The sequence below is a fragment of the Selenomonas sp. oral taxon 136 genome (genome assembly GCF_001554015.1).
GTDB classification, from domain to species: domain Bacteria; phylum Bacillota; class Negativicutes; order Selenomonadales; family Selenomonadaceae; genus Centipeda; species Centipeda felix.
The window spans coordinates 648,658-671,268 of sequence record NZ_CP014239.1 but is presented as its reverse complement, the minus strand read 5'-3'; the positions used below and the strand labels follow the sequence as shown (position 1 = coordinate 671,268).

The 22,611-nt window shown below is 55.7% G+C and carries 22 protein-coding genes and 1 pseudogene; 19 read left to right on the top strand and 4 right to left on the bottom strand.

Going from position 1 to position 22,611, the window contains the following annotated elements:
• Positions 1–84 precede the first annotated feature (84 nt).
• The 19 genes and pseudogenes from AXE86_RS03015 to AXE86_RS13055 all read left to right on the top strand — a co-directional run.
• A complete protein-coding gene (locus tag AXE86_RS03015) occupies positions 85–465 on the top strand; it encodes a desulfoferrodoxin family protein (RefSeq protein WP_061944541.1) in 381 nt (126 codons plus the stop codon).
• Between the two features lie 192 nt (positions 466–657).
• On the top strand, positions 658–1,611 hold the full coding sequence (prmA, locus tag AXE86_RS03010; RefSeq protein ID WP_061944538.1) for a 50S ribosomal protein L11 methyltransferase: 954 nt from the start codon (positions 658–660) through the stop codon (positions 1,609–1,611).
• Positions 1,608–2,351: an RsmE family RNA methyltransferase gene (locus AXE86_RS03005; RefSeq protein ID WP_061944533.1), complete on the top strand. Its 744-nt coding sequence runs from the start codon at positions 1,608–1,610 to the stop codon at positions 2,349–2,351. Before prmA ends, AXE86_RS03005 begins: the two co-directional genes overlap by 4 nt.
• 13 nt (positions 2,352–2,364) lie before the next feature.
• Complete coding sequence (locus AXE86_RS03000; protein ID WP_050342864.1) at positions 2,365–2,904, top strand: TlpA family protein disulfide reductase; 540 nt, start codon at positions 2,365–2,367, stop codon at positions 2,902–2,904.
• Between the two features lie 27 nt (positions 2,905–2,931).
• Entirely contained in the window at positions 2,932–3,615 is a 684-nt protein-coding gene (locus AXE86_RS02995; RefSeq protein ID WP_009443024.1) for a cytochrome c biogenesis CcdA family protein, read from the top strand.
• Between the two features lie 121 nt (positions 3,616–3,736).
• Positions 3,737–4,273, top strand: a complete 537-nt coding sequence (locus tag AXE86_RS02990; RefSeq protein WP_157040597.1) for an ECF transporter S component — start codon at positions 3,737–3,739, stop codon at positions 4,271–4,273.
• A gap of 39 nt (positions 4,274–4,312) precedes the next feature.
• Positions 4,313–6,271, top strand: a complete 1,959-nt coding sequence (locus AXE86_RS13505; RefSeq protein ID WP_083501144.1) for a glycosyltransferase — start codon at positions 4,313–4,315, stop codon at positions 6,269–6,271.
• Between the two features lie 71 nt (positions 6,272–6,342).
• Entirely contained in the window at positions 6,343–6,747 is a 405-nt protein-coding gene (locus AXE86_RS02980; protein ID WP_050342867.1) for a sugar 3,4-ketoisomerase, read from the top strand.
• A complete protein-coding gene (locus AXE86_RS02975) occupies positions 6,744–7,877 on the top strand; it encodes a DegT/DnrJ/EryC1/StrS family aminotransferase (protein ID WP_061944531.1) in 1,134 nt (377 codons plus the stop codon). The genes AXE86_RS02980 and AXE86_RS02975 overlap by 4 nt, the downstream gene beginning before the upstream one ends.
• A 2-nt stretch (positions 7,878–7,879) precedes the next feature.
• Positions 7,880–8,836, top strand: coding sequence for a glycosyltransferase (locus AXE86_RS02970; RefSeq protein WP_232294913.1), 957 nt, complete (start codon positions 7,880–7,882; stop codon positions 8,834–8,836).
• 55 nt (positions 8,837–8,891) lie between these two features.
• Positions 8,892–9,869, top strand: a complete 978-nt coding sequence (locus AXE86_RS02965; RefSeq protein ID WP_232294912.1) for a glycosyltransferase family 2 protein — start codon at positions 8,892–8,894, stop codon at positions 9,867–9,869.
• Positions 9,870–9,881: 12 nt separating this feature from the next.
• A complete protein-coding gene (locus tag AXE86_RS02960) occupies positions 9,882–10,487 on the top strand; it encodes a GNAT family N-acetyltransferase (RefSeq protein ID WP_061944522.1) in 606 nt (201 codons plus the stop codon).
• Positions 10,484–12,088, top strand: a complete 1,605-nt coding sequence (locus AXE86_RS02955) for a CDP-glycerol glycerophosphotransferase family protein (RefSeq protein WP_232294911.1) — start codon at positions 10,484–10,486, stop codon at positions 12,086–12,088. The genes AXE86_RS02960 and AXE86_RS02955 overlap by 4 nt, the downstream gene beginning before the upstream one ends.
• Positions 12,089–12,152: 64 nt before the next feature.
• On the top strand, positions 12,153–13,058 hold the full coding sequence (locus AXE86_RS02950) for a choline/ethanolamine kinase family protein (protein ID WP_061944521.1): 906 nt from the start codon (positions 12,153–12,155) through the stop codon (positions 13,056–13,058).
• Entirely contained in the window at positions 13,058–13,984 is a 927-nt protein-coding gene (locus AXE86_RS02945) for a DMT family transporter (RefSeq protein WP_061944520.1), read from the top strand. Before AXE86_RS02950 ends, AXE86_RS02945 begins: the two co-directional genes overlap by 1 nt.
• A gap of 15 nt (positions 13,985–13,999) precedes the next feature.
• Positions 14,000–14,812, top strand: a complete 813-nt coding sequence (locus AXE86_RS02940) for an NTP transferase domain-containing protein (RefSeq protein ID WP_083501143.1) — start codon at positions 14,000–14,002, stop codon at positions 14,810–14,812.
• A 106-nt stretch (positions 14,813–14,918) separates the two neighbouring features.
• Positions 14,919–16,565: a hydroxylamine reductase gene (gene hcp / locus AXE86_RS02935; protein ID WP_061944515.1), complete on the top strand. Its 1,647-nt coding sequence runs from the start codon at positions 14,919–14,921 to the stop codon at positions 16,563–16,565.
• A 203-nt stretch (positions 16,566–16,768) separates the two neighbouring features.
• The gene (locus tag AXE86_RS02930; protein ID WP_335338503.1) at positions 16,769–17,446 is read left to right on the top strand and encodes a hypothetical protein; all 678 of its coding nucleotides are present in this window, start codon (positions 16,769–16,771) and stop codon (positions 17,444–17,446) included.
• Between the two features lie 123 nt (positions 17,447–17,569).
• Positions 17,570–17,680 (top strand): annotated as a pseudogene (locus tag AXE86_RS13055) (secretion protein HlyD); the annotation flags it as partial.
• Here the strand turns inward: AXE86_RS13055 and AXE86_RS02925 are convergent.
• From AXE86_RS02925 to AXE86_RS02910, 4 genes are read right to left on the bottom strand one after another with little or no spacing between them, the layout of a single operon-like run.
• The gene (locus AXE86_RS02925) at positions 17,680–19,299 is read right to left on the bottom strand and encodes an ABC transporter ATP-binding protein (protein ID WP_061944512.1); all 1,620 of its coding nucleotides are present in this window, start codon (positions 19,297–19,299) and stop codon (positions 17,680–17,682) included. The pseudogene AXE86_RS13055 and the gene AXE86_RS02925 overlap by 1 nt on opposite strands.
• Positions 19,300–20,817 (bottom strand): ABC transporter substrate-binding protein, encoded by a 1,518-nt coding sequence (locus tag AXE86_RS02920; RefSeq protein ID WP_061944510.1) that lies wholly within the window; start codon positions 20,815–20,817, stop codon positions 19,300–19,302.
• 22 nt (positions 20,818–20,839) lie between these two features.
• Complete coding sequence (locus AXE86_RS02915; RefSeq protein WP_061944508.1) at positions 20,840–21,679, bottom strand: ABC transporter permease; 840 nt, start codon at positions 21,677–21,679, stop codon at positions 20,840–20,842.
• On the bottom strand, positions 21,673–22,605 hold the full coding sequence (locus AXE86_RS02910) for an ABC transporter permease (protein WP_061944506.1): 933 nt from the start codon (positions 22,603–22,605) through the stop codon (positions 21,673–21,675). Before AXE86_RS02910 ends, AXE86_RS02915 begins: the two co-directional genes overlap by 7 nt.
• Positions 22,606–22,611: the final 6 nt, after the last annotated feature.

Sequence of the window (22,611 nt, the reverse complement as noted above, 5' to 3'; positions counted from 1 at the left end):
GTGAAAGATGAAGTAGATCATATCTATGGCATCTGATACTCCACATTAATTACTTTGCTGTGTATTTTATTTAGGAGGATATTTATGTCAGTATTTTATCTTGCGGGGAAATCCCATCTTGTTGAGGTCTACGGCGACGAGGCACTCGATCTTTCGTGCTGCGGCAATCCGCTAAAGGAACTGAAGCCGAACACGGTCGATGCGGCGCAGGAGAAGCATGTTCCCGTGCCGACCTACGATGCGGCGAAGCATGAGGTGTCGGTCAGCGTCGGCGCGGTGGCGCATCCGATGACGGAGGAGCATCTCATCAACTGGGTGATGCTCGTCACGAAGCGCGGCACGCAGCGTGTCAATCTCACGGCAGTGGATGCACCGACCGTTACGTTTCGTCTCGCTGACGGCGATGCGCCGGTCAAGGTGCTTGCCTACTGCAATCTCCATGGACTCTGGCAGGCAGAGATCTGAGCTTTAGTTTATCCGTGATCTCTTGAACATGGATAGCCGCTGCACGTTTGTGCGGCGGCTGTTTTAGGAAGCACGGATAAACAGCCCCTTGGATTGTGCAAATGAAAAATCAGTCGCAATTCTCTCTGTACTCATGTATAATAAAATTATCGCATGAGCGATGCAGAAGAACGGCGACGGGGGGGCGATGGTATGCGCTGGGCACAGGTGAGTGTTGTGACGACGCATGAGGGCGCAGATCTGATCGGGAATATTCTGATGGAGCTGGGCGCTGCGGGGACGGAGATCGATGATCCGTCTCTCGTGAATACGTACATCGATGCAGGGCTGTGGGACTATACCGATCTGCCGCGTGCCGAGGACACGGAGACTGTGACAGTGCGCGCCTATTTGCCTGAGGATGAGCGACTCGAGAGCAGCCTCCTTACACTTACGGAGCGCATTGAGGGGCTGCGCCGCGCCGATGCTCCGATCGGGGCGGGGACAGTTTCCCATGTCTTTGTCGCGGATGAGGACTGGGCGGAGACGTGGAAAGCGTATATCCACACAGAGAAGATTGGGCGGCGCATCGTCGTGCGCCCCACATGGGAGGAGTATACGCCGTCGGGCGATGAGATCGTCATCGATCTCGATCCTGGGGCGGCGTTTGGGACGGGGGCACACGCGACGACAGCGATGTGTCTGCGCTGGCTTGAGCACGTCGTCTGCCCCGGGATGCGCGTCTATGACGTGGGATGCGGCTCGGGCATTCTCGCGATTGCGGCGTCGAAACTCGGTGCGGGCGAGGTGATCGCCATGGACTACGATCCCGTTGCAGTCTCCGTCGCCGAGGAAAACATCAAACAAAACCACGTCACGAACGTCGTCGCTCTGCAGAGCGATCTTCTCGCTGTATGTCGTGGAATGGCGCCGGCCGAGTTGATCACGGCGAACATCATCGCAGATATCATCATCCGCCTGTTTGACCAGCTGGACCAACATCTGGCGCGGGGCGGTGTCCTGCTCGCCTCGGGCATCATCGACGACCGCATCGACGATGTGGAGCAGGCGGCAAAGGAACACGGCTTTACCGTGCTCGATATGACCTGTGAAAAGGAGTGGGCGGCGATGATCATCCGCCGTACAGCGGATCTCGAAGAGGCATGAGACAGGTATTTTATCCCGGCGTGCTAACGGAGGATATTGCCATTACGGGGGGCGACGCCCATCATCTCGCCCGTGTCATGCGCGCCCAAATCGGCGACGTGATCACGGTTGTCGACGCGGCAGGACAGGCAGCGGAGATGGCGGTCACGGAACTCACGCGTGATGCCGTGCACCTCCGTATGCAGCGCGTATTGCCTGCGGAGACAGAGGGCAGAGAGGTCATCCTCGTGCAGGCGCTCCTCAAAGGAGAAAAAATGGACTTTGTCGTCCAAAAGGCGGCGGAATTGGGTGCCGTATGCATGTGTCCCATCGTGACGGAGCACGTCGTTGTGCGCTATGACGCGAAAAAGGCGGCGGTAAAGGCGGCGCGCTGGCAGAAAATCGCTGATGAGGCGGCCAAGCAGTGCGGCCGCAGGTCGTTGATGACCGTTGCCCCGATCGTCTCACTCGCGGAGCTGCTGCAGGACCCGGCGTACATCGGTGCCGCGGATACAGTGACCGTCTTTTGCTATGAGCAGGAGGAGCGGCAGTCAATGCGTACCGTACTGCGCGGCATAGAGGCGCGGCGCGTGACGCTCATCGTCGGTGCGGAGGGAGGCTTTTCCTCTGCTGAGGCGGCGGCGGTCACGGCGGCAGGCGGGCAGTCCGTCTCACTGGGACACCGCATTCTGCGGGCAGAGACGGCATCGCTCACAGCACTCGCCGTGACGCAGTATGAACTTGGAAATCTTGATACATAATAGAGGAACAACAATGAAGAAGTATACAATATGTTTGGCGGCATTCGTCGCACTCAGTGTGTTCACGGGCTGCGGAAGCAGCAGTGCGGCCGATGAAGGGCGTGCTGCGGGCGCGCAGACGCAGGAGGCGCAGAATGCAGGACACGGGCTCGTGGGGGAGGCGGCACCGAAGTTTGCCGTGAAGAATCTCACGGGCGAGGACGTCGCTGTCGAGGCGAAGGGCAAGCCCTACATCATCAATTTCTGGGCGACGTGGTGCCCGCCTTGTCAGGCGGAGATCCCGGATCTCGCGGCGTTCTATGCGACGCATCGGGAGACGGTGGATTTCTATGCCGTCAACTTGCAGGAGGAGGTACCTGCGGTTCAGAAGTTTTTGACGGAGCGGCAGGCGGAGCTGCCCGTTGTGCTGGATGCAAAGGGGAAGGCGTCGACGCTCTACGGCGTGCGTGCCATCCCGACGACTGTCGTCGTGAATGCAGAGGGAACCGTGATCTACCGTAAGACGGGTGGTGTGACGAAGGCGGAGCTGGAAGATGTCATCAACAAACACTGAGAGCTTTGTCGTTGGAGGGCACACCGCATGGAACTGACCCTCCTCGGCGGCGCATTCCTCGCGGGCGTGCTTTCCTTTCTCTCCCCCTGCGTCCTGCCCCTTCTGCCGACCTTTTCCCTGATTTTGGCGAAGAATAGCCGACAGGACGGGCGGGAGGCACAGCGTCTCTACGTCAATACAGCGGCATTTCTGGCAGGGTTTACCGTCGTCTTTGTCTTGCTTGGGGCGACGGCATCCCTGCTCGGCGCATGGCTTTTCTCCTATCAGGAGATCTTGCGGCAGGGCGCGGCACTGCTCGTCATACTCATGGGACTCTTCATGACGGGATGGATCCGCATCCCACTCCTTCTGCGCGAGTATCGCCCCTTTCAGCGGCGCGGCTTTGACGGCGTCGGCGGGGCATTCCTCCTCGGGTGTGGCTTTACACTCGGATGGACACCGTGCACGGGACCCGTCCTTGCGACGATTCTGCTCTATGCAGGCAGCGCGGCGACCGTCGGGGCGGGGGCTCTGTTGCTCCTCGTCTACAGCATGGGCTTTGCCGTGCCGTTTTTCCTCCTCGCTGTGATTTGGCGGCGCCATATCATGAAGCTGCGTGGCTTCTATCAGTATCTGCCGCGCATTCAGCAGGCAGCGGGTGTCGTGCTCATCCTCCTCGGTATTCTGCTCTGGGCGGATGGACTAAGCTATCTCGTTCGGATTTTGTCTTAGGGAATCGCTAATTTTATCCATGTTGTTTGAACCAACGGTCTTCCTTCAATATGAGGGGAGACCGTTTTCTCATTGAACTTTAAGACAGTGTGTGGTATGGTATAGTATAGACAGTGTATTCATGGAGGTAGATAGTATGAAAACATATGGAAGAAATACCGCAGGATTTTCCATGCGTGAGATTGTCTTTACGGGGCTGATGACAGCTCTTGTCTTTGTGGCGACCTATGTGCCGCATATACCGATTCCGCTCGGCTACGCGCATCTCGGCGATGCCGTGATCTTCCTGCTCGCCGTGCTTGCACCGCGCCGCAGCGTCCTTTTCGCCGCGTGCCTTGGCTCGGCGATGGCGGATATTTTCGGCGGCTTTGCACTGTGGGCAGGGCCGACCATCCTCATCAAGCTCATCATGGCGGAGATCGTCTGCCGCTTGGGACGAAGCAATGCTGTTCCGGCGGGACGCGCGCGGTGCGCGGCGGCCTTTCTCCTCGCAAGCCTTTGGATGGCGGCAGGATATACCCTAGCGGGAGCGGTGCTCTATGACGGTATGGCGGCGGCGCTCGCATCGACGCCCGGGCTTCTCGCCGAGGGCATTGCCAATAGTATACTCGCATTGCTCCTTGTGCCTGCCCTGCGGGAACATGTTCCGCGGTGGTAAACGCACGGAGGGAAGAACAATTGCTGTATCTATGCTGTTATGAGAGAGGATAATGTCTTGCTTGAAACACTTTCACTTCCGATGCCTCAGCTGCCGACGCCTGCCTGCGCTATTCAGCGGGACGATGGACAGGTCGTACTGACGGCAGGGTCGCGATCACAGCTTTTGAGCGGAACAATTGCATCGACGAATGATGACGCACATATACTGATTGGACGGTATGCTTCTCTTGGACGAAATATCACCTTTGATATGGAGGATAGAGCCAGCAGAGCATCTGCAGCGGCATATCCTTTTTCTTTTTGGTCACCGTCCCCGGCGGAAGATGTGCCCGAGCGCAGGCAGATCATCATTGGAAATAATGTGCGTATCGAATCAAATGTGATCTTCAGGGGCGGTATTACCGTAGGAAACGGAGCCATTGTTCGTGCAGGGGCCGTTTTGATGGAGGATGTGCCGCCCTATGCCGTTGTTGAAGGGAATCCGGCGCGTGTTGCAGGCTATCGCTTTGACGTGGATACGATCCGTCAGCTTCAGCGCATCAAATGGTGGAATTGGCCGGAGGAGGATATTCGGAAGAACATACATATTCTGGCAGACAATGTCGATGCATTTCTTATGAAATTCCAACCGCCCGTGCATGAAATATCCGATGAGACCGTGGAGATTCTCCGTGAATTCAAGGAGCAGGGCTATCGCGTTTATTATTTTGTACCGGACGTTGATTCCCCGGAGGGAATCTGGCGAAAAGTGATTCGCGCCTATCTATCAGCGTATACCGCGAATGATAAGACGGCACTCCTCCTTAGCCTTTCAGGGGAAAATGCGGAAGCAGTGACGGCCAAAATTCAGCCGTTGATGAACACAATGGGGGAAAATGCACCTCTCATTTTGACGCACACATGGAATGAGGAACATCTTGGTCGGATCTTTTCTTATGTCGATGATCTGATTACGACAAAGGATGGGATCTCATCCGTCTGTGTGGATTATGCTTCCCATGAGAACGTGCGCGTATCGTATGGATGCGACGATAAGGAACAGATCTTTCCCCGTGAAAAGGAGATTGACATTTCCGTCTGTGTTCTCAGCTATCAGCCGGATTACGAGAAGCTTTTCGCAACGCTCACGTCAATCGTTCAGCAAGTACACTGTTCCTTTGAGATCATCATCGGTGATGACGGAACGCCGAATTTTCCTCAGGAAGAGATTGAACTGTGGCTGCGGCAGCAAGGATGCCGTGACTTTACGATCCTGCACAGTACAGAGAATCACGGCACGGTAAGGAATATGATGCAGATGCTCTCTGCTGCACGTGGGAGATATATCAAGGCAATCTCACCGGGGGATTATCTGTATTGCAATGATGTCCTTGGGAAAATGCTCCGCTTTATGGAGCAGGAGCACTATGCTGTGGCATTCGGACGGGCGTGTTACTATCATCATGACGGGAGTTCCTATCAGCTGCTCGATACAATGAGTCCGCTGAACCTTGAAATTTATGAAGCAAAGGACTATGATGCTGTAAAAAAAGCCTGTGTGATTTACGGAGATTTCATTCTTGGTGCACTCCTGATGGGGGAGCGCAGGATGATTACCGCCTATACGAACGAGATTGTCGGACATATTATCTACGGGGAGGACACGATCTATCTCAGAATGCTCGCCGATGGTATTCCCATCGGCTTTTGGAATCACAATTTTATCTGGTACGAGGTGGGCACGGGGATCTCTACAAAGGGGGGAGATGCATGGCGAAAACGCCTCGGGAAGGACATGGATGTGTGCCTCTTTATCATTGAACAGCTGCACGCGGAGATACGCGAAGAAAAGGAGAAAATCCTAAGCGGAGCCAATGGCAAGACAATGCGCGATCTGCAAAAAAAATATCGCACCGATGCCTTTGAAGCGTATATCGCGGAACATGGATCCTATCTGCAGGATGTCGATGAAGGTGAATTAGAGCGTCTCGTTCATGCGCCTGTTGTGCGGGGATGATTCCTTTAGCAAAACGGCGGAGCATTCGAATATATACATGAAAGTAATCCACATGGGTCGAGGAGAGTACGATGCAGATCGTAAAATATATGTTTCAGCCACACGGAGATGAACGCGGCATGCTCGTTGCTCTGGAGGAGTTTACGGATATCCCGTTCCGCATCAAACGCGTCTACTATATGTATGATACGGTTGCAGGGGTCGTGCGCGGGCATCATGCGCATAAGAAACTGGAACAGATTTTGATCTGTATTCATGGCTCGTGCAGGATCCGCCTCGACAATGGACGAGAAAAAAAGGTCGTGCCGCTGGAAAAACCATACGAAGGACTTTATATCTCCCACGCCATGTGGCGCGAGATGTACGATTTTTCTCCGGATGCCGTACTCATGGTGCTCGCCTCGGAGGTCTATGATGAGTCGGACTATATACGGGATTATGATGAATTTTTGCGGATGGTGGAGGCGAAGGGATGAAGATTGATCTTGCGGTTCTGCATCGGCAGTATGATCTTCATGCGGCAGAATATGATGCGGCGGCTCTGCGTGCCCTTCGCTCTGGGTGGTACATCATGGGCCCGGAGCTCTCGGCATTCGAGACGGAGTTCGCCGCCTATACGGGGGCAGCGCATGCTGTCGGACTGAATTCAGGACTTGATGCGCTGACGCTCTCTGTGCGTGCCCTTGGGATCGGTGCGGCGGACGAGGTCATTGTCCCGGCAAACACCTATATCGCCACGGTGCTTGCCGTCACGGAGAATGGGGCGACACCTGTCTTTGTTGAGCCTGATGTGCACTACTGCATCGACCCCGACTGCATTGAGGTGGCAATTACTCCGCGCACGCGAGCGATTATGGTCGTGCATCTCTATGGACAGGCTGCTGCTATGCCGGCAGTGATGGAGATCGCAGAGCGGCATCATCTCTTTGTCATCGAGGACTGTGCCCAGTCGCATGGGGCACACTTTGGCGATACGATGACGGGGTGCTTCGGTCATGTCGGCTGTTTCAGCTTCTACCCGACGAAGAACCTCGGTGCATTCGGCGATGCGGGTGCTGTCGTGACAGACGATGCAGTGCTTGCCGAGAAAATCCGTATGCTGCGAAACTACGGCAGCAAGGAAAAATATCATAATGAGCTCTGCGGCGTCAACTCCCGTCTGGATGAGATACAGGCGGCACTCCTGCGCACGAAGCTGACGCATCTTTCCGCATTGACCGAGGAGCGCAGGGAAATTGCAGCCAAATATCATGCAGGGATCAAGAATGAGCACATTCATCTCCCAGAGGTACGTGAGGGCGCGGAGCATGTCTATCATCAGTTCGTCGTTCGCACGTCGTCACGTGACCATTTTAAGGAGTATCTCCACGCACATGGCATTGAGACGGTGATCCACTATCCCATTCCCCCGCATCTCGCGGAGTGCTATGCATATCTCGGGCACACACGCGGCAGTTTTCCGCGCACGGAGCAGTACGCCAACGAGGTGCTGAGCCTGCCGATCTTTAACGGCATGCGGACAGACGAGATCACCTATGTGATCGATATTGTGAATGGTTATCGCCCATCCGTGCCACAGTGTGTGATGCAGAAAGGACATAGATGATCATGCCCTCCTCAACACAGCTGTATGATGTTTCGGTCTGTGTCCTTACCTATCACCCGGATTATGATAGGCTCTTTATTACGCTCACATCCGTTATTCGCCAGAAGGGCTGTACCTGTGAGATCATCATTGCGGATGATGGTACGCCGGATTTCCGTCAGAAAGAGATCGAGGCGTGGATGGCGGAGCATGATGTCGAGGATTACTGCATCGTGCGCAGTGCAGCGAATACGGGCACCGTTCGGAATGCGCTGAACGCATATAAAGCTGCCGGTGGTCGGTATGTCAAGCTGATCTCGCCCGGCGATTATCTATACGCCGATACCGTATTGGCGGAGATGATGAATTTTATGCAGAGCGAGAAGTATAAAATTGCATTTGGTCGGGCGTGCTATTACGTGGTGACGAATGGTGTATACCAGCTGGTCAACCGCATGCAGCCATTTCAGCTGCGCCCTTATTTGGAAAAAGATATTTCTGCCGTCAAGGAGGCGTATCTGGTCTATCAGGACTATGGTGTCGGTGCTGCCTTTATGGGAGAACGAGATCTTCTCATCGCCTATACGGAGATAATATGCGGGCGTATTGTTTATACGGAGGACGCTGTCTATCCGATCATGATCGCCGATGATATTCCCCTCGGGTTTTGGAATCGGAATCTGATTTGGTATCATTATGGCAGCGGAATATCTGACAGCGTATCGGAGGTGTGGAAGAAGCGCCTGCTGCATGACAGTAAAGTGACGTTAGAGATTATCATCGAGCGGCACCGTGAGATTTTGGATATGGTTTTTGGCGCGCAAAAAGACGGGCATGATGCAGGCCCGTCGTATGAGCAGCGGCGTGAGGCCTACTATGCAGAGGCACAGCATCTTTTGGACAACGGCTCATATTGGAAAAATGTTGATCCGGCAGAGCTGACCAAGTTGGTGCATGCGGACGCAGTATTTGCCAGATAAGTATGGCGGACGTCACACAACCAATATATGTTGAATTGAGTATGGAGGGGTGTTTGTGGACGAGAGTATTTCGTACCATCCGGATATTGATGTTTCGGTTTGTGTGCTTACCTATCATCCAAATCCGATAAAGCTATTTGCGACATTGGAATCCATTGTCTGTCAGCAGGGGTGTTCTTTTGAAATTATCATTGCGGATGATGGAACTCCCGATTTCGACCGCAGTGTAATAGAGTCGTATTTTGCGCAGAAGGACTTTCATCGCTATACGATCGTGACAAATCCATACAATCAGGGAACGGTAAAAAATACGGCGAGTGCATTTCCTGTCATGCGGGGTCACTATATTAAAGTGATTTCGCCTGGTGATTTTCTATACAATGAAGATGCTCTGGCACGGATGCTGCGATTTGTCGAGGAGAATAACTATCAGGTTGCCTTTGGTCTGACGTATTACTATCAAGTATTGGAAGATCAAATCTATAAGGTACTCGGACAGCTTCAGCCTTTTAACTTGGAGTCGTATCGCAGAAAAGCTTTTTCTGACATACAGGCAGAATACCTTATGATCCCTGATTTTCCTGTTGGTGGTGCATTTTTTACCGAGGCGAAATTGCTAATCTCGTATACAAAGAAGATTTTGGGACGGATTGTCTACGGTGAGGACTGTGTCTATAACATCATGATTGCGGATGGGATCGAGCTAGGATTTCTTGATGATCATTTTATTTGGTATGAATATGGTTCAGGAGTTACGTGGCAAACGGAGTGGAACTCAAGAATTCACGCCGACATGTGTATGTATTATGCGATAATAGCAGAAAACCACCCCGAATGGCGCAATTTGTGTCTCTGGAAGATTGATCCGGAGCATCATGACGGAAGGGTATTTCAGCAGTATATTGATCAGTATGGAAAAGAGAGAATTCCACAATCGCGTCAAGACAATGAGAAATATCTGCAGCAGATCAACCAAGACTATTTAATACGGTGGCTCCGGTCTGGTATCTTATTTGCACAGGATCAGGCATAGGGAGGGAGAAGCATGCGTTATCCCCATCTGAATGGGAGCATGACTAAGTTGAGAGAAGTCACGCCGGCGTACTTCCCATACATCATTTCATGGCGCAACGACCCTGCGAACAATCGGTATCTCAACCAGCCGTACCGTCTCGATATGGAAAAGCAGCGTGCGTGGTATGAGCACTATATGGCCGATGACACGCAGGGGCTGCTCGTTGTCGTTGACAAGGAGTATGATACACCCTTTGCGACCATGGGATGGACGGCCTATGATGCGGAGCGGCATCGCTGCATCACGGGACGTCTGCTCGTCGGTGACCGCCGCTATCGGGGAAGCGCTCATTTTGCCGAGGCGACACTTCTTTTTGCTGACTATGTATACGATACATTAGGTGTGGACGTATGTTATGCACACATTGTACGCGAAAATGCCGCATCGCTCCGTTATCATGAGAAATATGGATTCCATCCGAATGAAGGGGAAATGCAGTTTCCGGAGGAACGCATCGTGAACGGGATGGAGCAGGTCGAATATCTGCGGCGGCGGGCAGACTGGTGCAGTGTACGGGAAGCTGCGGTAAATCGTATTGATGCAGCACGGAGAAACAGGCGTGAAAGACAGGGATGACGATGGAGGATCATGTATTTTATCATCCGCAGATTGCGGCATATTATCTGCAGGAGATGCACAATCGTCAGCATGTACAGAAGAAAATGCGGGTCGTATTTCTCGTACAGGATGCCAGTGTCTGGGATAAGCAGTCACCAGTGTATGATGCTCTTGCACAGGATGAGGAAGCGGAGGTCATTATCGTTCTGCTTCCGACCTATCGTGCGATGGATGCCGAGGCGGGCAGGTGCGCTGGGCGGTATGATGAGGACGAGTGGCATTTTTTTCATGACCAATATCCTGACGTCTATGATTTCACCAATGTTCTTGATCTCCGTATTCTGGAGCCGGACTATATTTTTCTCGCCATTCCGTATGAGGGGCTGCGTCTGCTCCGTGGGACGCGAACGCCGGAACTTGCGAAGATCGCAAAGCTTTGCTATATCCCCTATGGGACACAGGGGACAAAGTTCTTTCTGCAAAGTGAAGTGAAGATGGACGGCTTTTTTTCCTATCTGTCGTTTCAATTCTGCGACTCACACGAAGAAAAGTCCATGCTTGACGCTTCCTACACAGAAAACACGTCGATTGGGTTACAACACTTTGAGAATCTAGGATATCCTGGCTTTGAGGCATATCTTCGTCAGTACAAGGAAGAGAATACGATAACGCGTGTCCTCTGGACACCACGGTGGACGATGGACGGACCGGCGGGCGGCAGCCATTTCCTTGCCTATCGGGATGCATTTACACAATTTGCCATTACACATGGCAGCGATCGGGTGAAATTCGCCATACGTCCGCATCCGCTGATGTTTCGGCACATGCTCCAGCGCGGCTATATGACGGAGCAGGAGATTGCGGACTATAAGGCGCTTTTGGCAGCGCATGGCATTGCGCTGGATGACAGCCGTCAGACGCCGTTTGATGCGCTTACAGCGGCGGATATTCTTCTGACCGATTTTTCGTCGATCAATATGAATTTTTTCCTCATGGATCGACCGATGATTTATTGCCCGCATGATCCCGATCTGTCGGAAGACTATACGTTGATGCTCGAGGGGAGCTATGCGGCAGAGACATGGGAACAGGTGGAGACGTATCTCCTGCATCTGATTCGCGGAGAGGATCCTGCCGCACTGCGCCGACGCGAAATAGTCGCCGAAATGCGTGCAAAGCATATGGGTGCGGCCGAGCGTATTGCAGCGCGGTTGAAAGAGGACTTTGCAGAGGGGCTGTCGCCGCAGATCATTTATGCGCACGCAGCGGAACGGTGGATTTTTGACCGCAAGAAAGAGTTGATCAGAGAGATCGCAGGATGGCCTGCGGGACGACTTGCAGCGTTCCGGACGCAGCCTTGGTATGACGGCTATCTGGCTCTTTTGCCGCTGCGCCTGCGCGGTGATGTGGTGGCATGGGGGGAGGACGAGCTGCGGAAAACGCTCGTTGAGCTCTATGCCGCTGAGGCGACTCGTGAACGGCGCAGCTGCATCGTTCTCGCGATGCTCCTAGTCGCCGATCCGCTGCAGCTGCCTGTGCCAATGGAGATTGATCTCTGGCCGGATGGCCTCTATCGTGACATACTGGCGGTCTTTCGGGAGATGAGGATGAACCTTTAAGAAATCATGGGTGAGATGGATGAATTGAATTTATCCGCGCTTTCTCAACATGAAAGAAAGAGGAATGAAGTCGATGGACAAGGAGCAGGAGCAGTTGATCCGGCGGACGATTCGCCTGCATTTTGGGCAGAGTGCCGCAAAAGGGATTCTTCTGCCGCTGAAGGAAGGCATGACAAATGATTCGTTCCTCTTTACCGCGGATGGGAAAAAGTATATTTTTCGCTGCAATGGAGAGGGGATGGAGCGCCTGATCAACCGCGAAAACGAGAAGGCAGTCTATGAGCTCCTGTCTGACACGGGCATCACGGAGCGCATCGTGGCACTAAGTACGCAGCCGGGGTATAAGATCTCACGTTACTATGAGCACTCCCATGTCTGTGACCCACATAATGAGCAGGAAGTCACTTCCTGCATGGAGGCACTGCGTTCTTTTCATGAGCGCAGGCTGCGCGGCGTGAAATCATTTGACCCGTTTGCCGAGCTCCTCTTTTATGAGACGCTGATGCCGGAGAAGAAATGCAGATGCAGTGTGTACCGCACGGTGCGCGAGCAGGTCTTTTCTCTTCGCCCTTTTGTTGCTTCATTTTTGGCGGGGGCGGAGATACTCTGTCACATTGATGCAGTTTCGGATAACTTTCTCTTTGTGGAGGGAAGGGAGCGGCCTTATCTGATCGATTGGGAGTATGCAGGTCTGTCGGATCCGCTGATTGACATCGCCATGTTCGCCATCTATGCCGACTATCATGAGGATGAGACAGAGCAGCTCATCGCGGCATACTTTCCTGAGGGCTTTGATGCTCTGCTGCGTGCACGTGTCTATACCTATATGGCGGTGGGAGGACTTCTCTGGTACGATTGGAGTGTCTATAAAAGCTCGCTCGGCGTGACATTCGGGCCGTACGAGGAAAATCAGTTCCGATTTGCGAAGGAATACGCCGAAAAAGCACGGAAACAATGGGAGATGCTGTGATGGTACGGTATCCGATGTGGGTGATGCTCGGCATCATGAGCGGACTCCTCTGGGGCTGCAACAACTATCTCTACGGTGTCGGTGCATCGGCGGCAGGGGTAGGACTTGCTGTCGGCATTGGTTTTCCACTCGCCTGTACGGCAGTCAACGATATGAGTGCCGCGATCTTTTTGCTCGCGGTGAATGGCCTACGCGGGACATTTCGTGCAATACGTACGGTCGTTAGCCGATCCGGCTTCTTCCTCTGTGCCGCCGCCCTGCTTGGCGGGCCGATTGGACAACTCTCCTACTGCCTTGGCATCCTGTGGGCGGGACCGACCTATGCGCTGGCGCTCTCGGCCCTCTATCCTGTTGTTGGCTGCCTTTTGGCGCGCCTGCTCCTGCATCAGCAGGTCACCCTGCGCATGGGGATTGGTATCGTTCTTGCTGTTGCCGGCGGAGTGATCACGGGGGCTGTGCCAGCGGATCGTGCGCCGCTGCTCCTTCTCCCGGGGATGGCGTGTGCGCTTCTTGCCGCCCTCTGCTGGGGCGGTGAGATTGTGCTGGCTGTACGCGGCATGGCGGACATCGAGCCGGATCTTGCCATCACGCTGCGTGAGTGCATCTCAGGAATGGTTTTGCTGGGGATCACACTGGCCTTTTTCTCGGACGATGCTCTTCTGAATGCACTCTCCGCAGCTCCTCTGTCCTTTATGACCCTAGCCGCCGCGGGCGCTGTTGCGGGCGCGTCCTATTTTCTCTGGTATGCGGTCAATCGTGCCATCGGCTGTGCGCGTGGTATGGCGACGAATGCGACCTATATTATATGGGGCGTATTGCTGCAGTGGGGCATTGCCGGGGCGGAGATCTCGGGACAGATGGTGGTGGGCTGCGGCCTCGTCTTTCTCGGAGTCCTTCTTGTATCGCTGTATCCGCATTCTGAATGAGCCGATGATTGAGGCATGGGAGACGATATGACCAAAGATGCATTTGATGCGGCAATCGCATCGCTTGATGCAGATGATGCCGTGCGGCGGGCACAGGCAGCGGAACGCCTTGCCCCCTATCGCGTGACAAATGCGGTGCTGATGGCGGCGGGTTATGGCAGTCGTCTTGCGCCCATCACAGACCATACGCCGAAGGGGCTTCTGCGCGTCCGCGGTGAGGTGCTGGTCGAGCGTCAGATCGCACAGCTCCGCGCGGCGGAAATTGCAGACATATTTCTCGTCGTCGGATATCTGAAGGAACAATTTTCCTATCTGGCATCGGATCCGCACATTCATCTGGTCGACAATGAAAACTATCATTACTGCAACAATACGTCGTCCATTTTTCGTGTGCTCGACGTGCTCGATAATACCTATATATGCTCGGCAGACAATTACTTTACGGAGAATGTTTTTACACCGTATGTCTACCGCTCCTACTATGCGTCGGTGTATGGCGATACACCCAGCGAGGAGTACTATCTCACCGTGGACGGCAATGGACGCATCACCGACGTGCAGATTGGCGGCGCGCATGGATGGTATATGCTCGGGCAGGCATACTTCTCGCGGGCGTTCAGCGCGCGTTTTGCTGCGCTCCTGCGCGAGGCGTATGAGCAGGATCCATCCGTGCGCGGTCTGCTCTGGGAGCAGTTCTATATGCGCCATATTGAGGAACTCGCGCTCGAGCGGCGGGAGTATGCAGACGGCATCATTTATGAATTCGATTCGCTGGCGGATATACAGGCGTTTGATGAAGGATTCCCAGTGGACTATTACATAAACTGAGAACTACTATTGATTATCCTCTAGTAACATATGTTACGTCGATGGAGTATTCCCTTTGCTATAATCGGACACAAGAAATGTGGATTTTCGCAAAGGAGAGTTATCTATGGATGCTAAGATGTTTTGTTTTCAGTGTCAGGAGACGGCAGGCGGAAAGGGCTGCACGGTGCAGGGCGTCTGCGGCAAGAAGCCGGATGTCGCGGAGATGCAGGATCTCCTCGTCTATGTGACGAAGGGACTTGGTGCGGTGACGACGGCGCTGCGTGCGGCGGGCAAGCAGGTCTCGGTGGAGACGAATCATCGCATTACGATGAATTTGTTCGTGACGATCACGAATGCCAATTTTGACCGCGAGGCGATCATGGATGTGATCGAGGAGAGCCTTGCGCTGAAGGCACAGCTTCTGCGTGAGCTTGGCGATGTGTCGAGTCTCCCGGCGGCGGCGCAGTGGACGGGCGCGCGTGCGGACTTTGCGGCGAAGGCCAAGACGGTCGGCGTGCTCGCAACGGAGAATGAGGATGTGCGCAGTCTGCGTGAGCTGACGATGTACGGTCTGAAGGGTCTTTCGGCGTACATGGAGCACGCGAATGCGCTCGGGTATGAGGACGAGGCGGTGGATGCGTTCCTGCAGAGCGCCCTAGCAAAACTCCTCGATGACTCGCTGAACGGCGATGCGCTGACGGCGCTCGTCCTTGAGACGGGCAAGTGGGGCGTTGCGGGCATGGCACTCCTCGACAAGGCGAATACGGAGAGCTACGGCAACCCCGAGATTTCGAAGGTGAAGCTTGGTGTCAGAAACCGCCCCGGCATTCTCATCTCGGGTCATGATCTCAAGGATCTCGAGCGTCTTCTCGAGCAGACGAAGGGGACGGGCGTCGATGTCTACACGCACGGCGAGATGATTCCTGCGCACTACTATCCGAAGTTCAAGAAGTACGACAATCTCGTCGGCAACTATGGCAATGCGTGGTGGCAGCAGAAGGAGGAGTTCGAGAAGTTCAACGGGCCGATCCTCATGACGACGAACTGCGTTGTGCCGCCGAAGGACAGCTACAAGAACCGTCTCTTCACGACGGCGGCGGTCGGTGTGGAGGGCTGCACACATATTCCCCTCGTGAACGGCGAGAAGGATTTCACGCCTGTCATCGAGTGCGCGAAGAAGTGTGCACCTCCGACGGAGCTGGAGACGGGCGAGATCGTTGGCGGGTTTGCCCATGAGCAGGTCTTTGCTGTGGCGGACAAGGTCGTTGAGGCCGTCAAGAGCGGCGCGATCAAAAAGTTCGTCGTGATGGCGGGCTGCGACGGCCGTATGAAGTCGCGTGAGTACTATGCGGACTTCGCTGAGGCACTGCCGAAGGATACGGTGATCCTGACGGCGGGCTGCGCGAAGTACAAGTACATCAAGAAGAATCTCGGCGACATCGGCGGCATTCCGCGTGTGCTTGATGCGGGGCAGTGCAACGATTCCTACTCGCTTGCCCTCATCGCCCTGAAGCTGAAGGAAGTGTTCGGTCTTGACGATGTGAACAAGCTGCCCGTGGTGTACAACATCGCGTGGTATGAACAGAAGGCAGTCATCGTACTGCTTGCTCTGCTTCACCTCGGCGTGAAGAACATCCACCTCGGTCCGACGCTGCCCGCGTTCCTCTCGCCGAATGTGGCAAAGGTACTCGTGGAGACGTTCGGCATCGGCGGCATCACGAACGTGGCGGACGACATGAGAGCGTTCGGCATCGAGGGTACGGCGGTATAAGCCAGCCATCATTGATTTTTGAAAAAAGCGTCTGTCGTGCATGGCAGACGCTTTTATTATTGTTGTGTTTATGATATGATACGTATGATAGAGAGATTAGAAAATGTAAGGGGGAGGTTATGCAGAGGTTCAGGAGGTTTTTTCGTATTGCACAGATATTATGGGAGAATCTGCGTGCATTTCGTCCGCCAGCGGCCTTTTTGGTGATCGGTCTTTTTTGCTGTGGATTTATCCAAGATTTTGGCTCTGCCTATGTCGCTGTCCTGATGGCGCTCCTCACGCTCGTGGTCTATTTCCTCGGGCGCAGGCTTGGCGACTGGGGCCAGTTGATGATCGGCATCGCTTTTTCGCTCTGTGTGGTCGGAGCCATGACGGCATCGATCTTTATCGGGTATTTTTTCTATTCCGATTTCTCGCCGAATGGGCGGGAGAACTATGCGGAGATACGGCGCGATTTTTTCCCGCATGAGATTCCGTCGACAGCGTATGATGTCACGGTGTGGAGCCGCGTCAGCTTTGGGCGGGGATGGGATGAGTCGTATCTTTCCTTTGGTGATACGAAGGAAAATATCCGCAAATATGAGCTGCAGGGGCGTGAGCACTCGGAACTCCGTACGCGCCATCCCTATATCAACGATACGATCCGTGTGCCGCGCATCGTGGTGGATGAGAGCAAGGTGCTTCCGCGCTTTGCCGCACTTCCCCTTTGGCAGCGCATCTTCTTTGACTATACGCCGCACCCGGCAAAGTGGGAGGAGCTGACGGGGAAGTATGCCTTCTACGTGTGGAACGGCAGCGATGATTTTGACCGCCCGCGCGCGGACATCATCGGCATCTCCGAGGATGGTACACATGTGATTTTTTACGCGGTGGGGAGATAGGGAGCTTGTTTATCAGTAATTGCATAAAAAGACAGCGGACGGAAGTGCATTTCCGTCCGCTGTCTTTCTAGGGAATCGCTGATAAAATGAAGTCCGTCAGATTGGCGTAGATTTTTTCGTCCGATTGAGGAGGCAAACCGGACGCATAGCGAGGGCTATGTGGAGGATTTGCCGACAAAAAGCGGGCAAAAAAGATGCGCTAAGATGGCGGTGCTGAATTTATCAGTGCTTCCCTATAATACGGCGTGCAGCAGCTCCTTGGTATCGCGCTCATGCGGTTCGCGCAGGATGTCTGCCGTTCTGCCCTGTTCGATGATGCGTCCGTGCCGCAAGATGAGGATGCGATCGGTGATGGAGCTGACGAGGGGGAGGTCGTGGGAGATGAAGAGGAGGCTCATGCCGTGCTCTTTTTGCAGGCGACGGAGGAGCGTGACGATTTTCTCCTGCACACAGGTATCGAGTGCCGAGGTCGCTTCGTCACAGATGAGGATGTCAGGGGATACTGCCATCGCACGTGCGATGGCGGCGCGCTGACATTCGCCGCCGCTGATCTCGTGCGGGTATCGCGCGGCATAGGAGGCGGGGAGTTCCACGTCCTCGAGGAGGGCGGTGATGCGGTGATCGGTAATCTCCTCATCGGGGGGACAGAGGTTACAGATGGTTTCGCCGATCGCTGCACCGATGCTGCGGCGCGGGTTGAACGAGCCATGTGCGTCCTGAAAGACCATCTGGACGCGGCGACAGAGCTCTCTGCGCACACGGCCCGATGCGCCGACGACGTTTTTCCCCGCGAGCAGGATGCGTCCCTCTGTCGGGGTGAGCAGTCCTGTGAGGAGCTTGGCTGCAGTGGACTTTCCGCTGCCGCTTGCGCCGACGATGCCGAGGCGTTCGCGTTCATACAGAGAGAAGGTCATGGCATCGACCGCCTGCGTCCGCGCAGTGTCTCCGTCAAAGTGCATGGAGACGTTTTCAAAGCGCAGAAGCGGGGGCTCCGCACAGGGGGTGCCTTTCGAGGGGCTGACCTCTGTGTAGGATGGACTCTGTGATGGATCGCCGATTCGGGGAACAGCGGCGAGCAGATGCTGCGTGTCCGCGCACTGTGGATGGGCCAGTAGATCGTCCGTCACGCCCTGTTCGATGATGCGTCCGTCCTTTATGACGGCGGCACGGTCGGCGATGTGGCGCAGCACGCCGATATTGTGCGTGACGAGGAGCATCGCTGTGTCGTCCTCGTCGCGCAGGGTGCGCAGAATTTGCAGTACCTGCCGCTGCAGCGCCGCATCGAGTGCTGAGGTTGGCTCGTCGGCGAGCAGGAGGCGCGGCCGCAGGGCAAGTGCGAGCGCTATCGCGGCGCGCTGCGCCATCCCACCCGACAGTGTGAAGGGATAGGCGTCGAGAATGTGATCGGCGTCAGTGAAGCCCATGCGGTGCAGGAACTCTGCCGCGCGCTCCGTAATCTCCGCATCTGCATATGCGCCATGTGCCCGCATCGCCTCGGCAAACTGTGTCCCGATGCGGCGCGTCGGGTTCAGTGATGCACCTGCGTACTGAAACACGATGCCCATTTCCGCGCCGCGCAAGCGGCGGTATTCCTCCGCTGTGCACGCATACAGGTCGTGCCCGTCGAATCGGATCGTGCCCGCGCGGCGGATGAGCCCTGTTTCGCGTATGTCCATGATTGCCTTGAGCAGGGTGGACTTTCCGCTGCCGCTCGCACCGACGATGCCGAGCACCTCGCCCGGCGCGACCTGCAGCGTGATGTCATGCAGGATGGTACTGTCTCCATACCCTGCGCATAGCCCGTCGATCTGCAGGAGGGGAGGCGTCACATGGCATTCGTTTTTTTCAGCCATTTATTCTTTGTCCAGGTCTTTGGTGACCTGATAGTAGTCCGAGGGCGTAGAGAGGAGACCGCTCACACCCTTTGCCATGCCGACCTGCATGGTGTTGAATCCGATGAAGTCCATCGCGCGGTCGTCGACCACCTGCTGCTGGATCTGGTTGACGAGCTGGATGCGCTGTGTGGGATCAAAGGTGACCGCGAGCTGCGTCAGGGCCTGATCTGCGGCGGCACTGCGGTAGTGCCCGTAGTTGGCGACGCCCGTACTGCCCACCGCGTCGCGCAGGAAGGCGTAGGGGTCGCCCGTCGGCATGGTGACGACGGAGTAGATACCGAGGTCAAAGTCGCCGCTGTTGAAGAAGCTGGCCTTCTCGTGTGGATCCACCTCGATCTTGATCCCAATGCGGCGAAGCTGCGACTGTATTTCCGTGGCGATTGCCTCCGAGGAGAGGCGGCGGTAGATGCTGAGACCGATGATGAGCGGGACCCCGTCCTTTTCGACGATGCCGTCGCCGTCGCTGTCCTGATAGCCCGCCGCAGCGAGGAATGCATGCGCCTTTGAGAGATCATAGGAAAGCGGCGCCGGGGCGCGGTAGGGTGTCGATGGGAGGAAGGCACCATTTGCGGCGGTCATTGCACCCTTGAGGTACTGCGTTCCGATGATGTCTTTGTCGATGCCGCACATGATCGCCGTGCGCACGGCTGGATCAGTGAGACGGTCGAGGTTCATATAGAGCTGGTAGACGCGTGTCTGCGGCGTGCGGACGAGGGTGAATTTGTCCGATGCGGCAATCGTCTCCGCGTTCTCGGGACTGAGGTCGAGGGCGGCGTCGATCTCTCCGCTCTCGAGGGCCATGGCGAGGGCGGCAGGGTCGGGAATCTTTGTGTAGGTCACCCCGTCTGCACGTACCGCACCATCCCAGTAGTGCTCATTGCGTGTCATGACGGCGGAGAGGTACGGCTCGTAGGAGGCGAGGGTAAATGGCCCCGTGGCGACGGGCGCCTGGTCAAAATCCTCCGTGCCCGCGACATCGAGGATGATGGCGTACGGGTCACAGAGGTCGTTCACCAGTGTCGCATACGGTTCTTTTGTCCGGATGGCGAGGACGTCTCCATCCGCTGTGTACTCTGCCCCGCGCAGCCATGCGGCGCGCTGATTGATCTCCGCCGTGCGCTGCAGGGAGGCGGCGACCTTTTCGGCGGTCATTTTTTCCCCATTGGAGAAGACAACGTTATCTTTCAGCGTGATGCGCCAGTCGGTTGGGCTGATGTTTTCGGCACGCTCTGCCAGCCATGGCTGCGGACGCATCTCGTCATCCAGACGAAACAGTGTCTCGCCGATGCCGCAGCGCAGAACGAACCAGCCTGCCCACTCCTTTGCGGGATCCATCGTACTGTCCGTTACGTCGAGCGTTCCGCCGACATGGATGATTTTTTTCCCGGTTGCCGCATTCTGTGTGCCGCAGCCGAGGAGGGCAAAGGAGAGCGCGGCGAGTCCGAGTGCGCATAGGCGGTTGAGCATCTTGTTCATTGTTCTTCCTCCTGTGGGAAAATCATAGCTTTCGCATCTTTGGGTCGAGATGGTCGCGCAGGGCATCACCGAAGAGATTGAATACCATCATGACGGAGATCATGACGATGCTCGGTGCAAGTGCTGCCCACGGTGCCTGCCGCAGATACTTTTGTCCCTCGCTGATCATGGCACCCCACTCGGCATCGGGAATTTTGACGCCGATCCCGAGGTAGGAGAGCGCAGCAAGCCCCATCATCATCGTACTGATGTGCATGACGGCAGTGGTGATGAGCGTCCCCGCGATGTTCGGCAGGATGTGCACGAATAGAATGCGCATCCTGCTGCACCCCGAGAGCCATGCCGCCTGTACGTATGTCTCTTCTGCTGCTGCCAGCGTCATGCTGCGCGCGAGGCGTGCGTACTGCGTCCATGTTGTCAGCATGAGGGCGAGGATGGCGTTCATCAGTCCGCCCCCGAGGATGCCCGCGACGGCGATTGCGAGGATGAGGCTCGGAAATGCCTGCACAATATCCACGATGCGCATGAGCAGGGCATCCGTGCGCCCGCGGAAGAATCCTGCGAGGAGCCCGATGAGACTGCCGCCCGTGGCTGCGATGAGGATGATGAGCAGGGCGGCGCAGATGGATGTCCTTGCACCGAAGAGGATGCGCGAGAGGAGATCTCGGCCATAGCCATCCGTTCCGCAGGGATGTGCGGCGGACGGCGGTTGCAGGATCACCTGCGGATCGGTGGCGTATGGATCGTATGGTGCGAGCTGTGCTGCAAAAAGACTGACGACGAGGATGAGTATCGATGCGACCGCGAGGAGACGCAGGAGAAGCGGGGCTTTATGCGCGGCAAGCATGGCCTTCCTCAACATCCCCTGATCCTCGGGTTGAAACGGCGATAGGAGAGATCGGCGAGCAGGTTGACGACGAAGTAGGCGAGTACCATCCAGACGACGGCCGCCTGGATGACGGGGTAGTCACGGCTGCTGATCGCCGTCATGAGGAGACTGCCGACGCCGGGGCGGCTGAAGAGTGTCTCGATGATGACCACGCCGCCGAGCAGAGAGCCAACGGAGATGGCGGTCAGTGTGACGACGACGCCCATGATATTTTTGAGGACATTTCCAAATAGGATGCGGCATTCGGTTATCCCGCGCGCGCGCAGACCAATGATGTAGTCCTTGGCGAGCTCGTCGAGGGTCGCCGCGCGGATCTGCCGAATGTAACGCGCCGACATGATGAGTGCGAGCACCGCCGTCGGCAGCACCATGCCGATGGGGGAATTGCCGGCGAGCACAGGGATCCATCCAAGCTGATAGGAGAACAGAAACATGAGGAGGATGCCGACGATAAAGCTCGGTACGGCATTTCCGATAAAGGTGAGGAAACGGACGGTGCAGTCTAGTGCACTGTTTCGATACGCTGCCATGGCGATGCCGAGCGGCAGGGAGATGAGGAGGGTGAGGAGCATCGCACTGGCCGCTATGGCGAGCGTGTATGGGAGCGCCTGCAGGAGCATGGCGGCGACGGGGCGGTCACTGCGGTAGGATGTCCCCATGTCTCCGTGGAGAAAACGCATGAGCCAGTCGCCGTACTGGACGGGCAGCGGACGGTCGAGCCCCATCTCCGTGCGCATCTGTGCTGCCGCTGCGGGATCGACGGCGATGCCGCCCAGCGAGAGACGCACGCTGACGGGGTCGCTCGGTGCAAGGTGAATCAGCGCGAAGGAGAGCACGGTGATGCCAAAGAATACGGGAATAAACTGTGCGCAGCGGCGCACGAGAGCGGATAATGTCATGTGTGC